General features: G+C 65.5%; 2 protein-coding genes. Both read right to left on the bottom strand.

Annotated features, from left to right (window positions below; all coding sequences use genetic code 11):
- Positions 1–1,131 (bottom strand): ABC transporter substrate-binding protein (locus AC1DWI_RS20940; protein ID WP_477725657.1); only part of this gene is annotated, 1,131 nt, incomplete at its 3' end.
- 59 nt (positions 1,132–1,190) lie between these two features.
- The coding region (locus AC1DWI_RS20935) for an adenylate/guanylate cyclase domain-containing protein (protein ID WP_477725656.1) at positions 1,191–2,050 on the bottom strand (860 nt) is incomplete at its 5' end.

Below are 2,050 nucleotides of genomic sequence, written 5' to 3'. Positions count from 1 at the left end.
CTCGTARGCCTGTTTGGCGAKCGGTGCRGTTTRCACGAACACACTTTTCACCTGCGCCCAGYTCAGGGGTTGCGGAATGATTTTTGCGCCCGCAATCATTTTGGAGGTGGCGAACAAAGCCAGCGCGTCGCCTTCGGTGGACCAGGCCCAGCCGCGGCGGAACACGACTTCGTCACGAACCACCTTGGCGCCATCCGCCGGCGACAGGCCCCAGTAGGACTTGACCAGCTGCGAGACGGCCTCCGGGTCGGCTTCGCTGAGAACGCTCACGGCCTCCTGCTGCGCCAGCAGAAAGGCCAGCACGAGGTTGGGGTGTTTTTCCACGATGTTGCTATGCACGATGCGGAAGGAACGATGCAGGTAATAGCCGTCTGGATAGAAAGGCGAATTCTTCACCGAGGGCAGCAGGATGCCGGCGCCCTTGCCGGCTGGCCCGTCGTAATGCCCTTCGGTGTAGCCGTAGGAGTTCATCACAGCCACCGTGCCCGTGGCCTGCGCTTTCAGGAAGGCCGGGTACACGGCCAATGTGGCGTCCACGCCGCTGGGCACCTGCGCCGCTTCGGGCAAGGTGGGCAGGTGCACCATGCGGATGCCATGGGCGGCCGGGTCGGGGTTGCCCAGCTCATAGCGCAGGATTTGCGTGAACGCGTTGTACGGGTCAGCGCCTACCAGTGTGCCGACCGTCTTTCCCTTGAGGTCCTGCACGTTGCGGATGGGCGAGTCCTTGCGCGTGCACAGCAAAAAGCGCAGCCGCCCTTCCGCCACCGACACCAGGCTGAAAGGAAGCTTTGCCACGATGGCGCGCAGCGTCGGCGTGTTGCCCCACATGGCCATGTCGAGCTGGCCGGCGGCCAGGGCCTCGACCTGCGGCGCTGCCGCGGGGTAGGCGCGGTAGTCCATGGTGAGGTCGTAGCCAAATTGCGCCGCGTGTTTTTCGATCAGCTTTTTGTTGATCATGTGCTGCGTGATCGGCGAGTTGCCCGCCGCCCACGGAACCCAGCCATAGGACATCGTGAGCGGCTTGCCTGCCTGCGCGCGGGCAAGCTGCGCCAGCCCCACCGTCGCTGCGCCGGCCAGGCCGGCACCCTGGCGCAGCCAGTGCCTGCGCGTCAACATTGATCTGCCGGCCATAAAGACCCCTCTTTCACATGAAGAACAGCCACGCGGACCCGACGGTGCAAACCTGCAGCTCACACGGCCGGCAGGCTCACGCCCTCGTGTTTCGCAGGGTGTTCGTGGTCTATTCTTTCCAGGAGCTCATACACCTCGCACAGCTCATCCTTCGGGCCTAGCGGTACTGTGGCCACCAGCCTGAAACGGAAAAACCGCGCGGCCGCAAGCGCCACCGCGCGGCTGGCGGCGATGTTCACGCCCAGCGCATTGGCCTGGCGCGCCAGCGCCCGGGCCCGGTCCAGCGGTGCGCCCACTGCGGTGAAAGTCAGGTGATCCCAGGTGCCGAAGTTGCCGACTGTGGCATTGCCAAAATCCAGGCCAAAGCGCGGTGGCTTGACCGGCACGTCCAGGCCTTCGGCCAGCGCCTGCATGGAGTCCACCGCGCGCAGGGCCGCCTCGCAGGCATAACCGGCCGGGTTAGACACATTGAGCGGCGTGTTCCACAGCGCGACGGCGGTGCAGCTTTCGTAGCGGTCCATCATGCCCTTGCCCTGCGCCACTTCCACCGCCAGGATCTGCAGGTAGTGGTCGGCATTCGGCGACCAGGTCATGGCCGTGGCGTGGTCGTCGTCCAGCGCGGCGCACAGCACCGCCAGCTCGCGTTGCTCGACGCCGGCCTGCGGCGTCAGGCGGTTGGCAATGAAATGCTGCACCAGCGGCCGCGGCACGTAACGCGAAAAGCCCTGCAACGCGATGCGTGCCAGCGCCAGCGATTCCTGCAGCCGGCGCACCTCGGCGATGTCGCTGTCCTGGGGAATGTCGCTGTCGAATTCAAATTGCCGGATGTGCCTGGCCGAGCGCACCAGGTTCTTCAGGGGCCTGGCCAGCCGGTTGGCCATCCAGAACAGCATGGGCATCAGCAGTACCAGCCCGGCCA

Source organism: Polaromonas sp. P3_C2 (assembly GCF_056402675.1).
The sequence above is the reverse complement of the archived record's forward strand: the minus strand, read 5'-3'. Positions and strand labels throughout refer to the sequence as shown.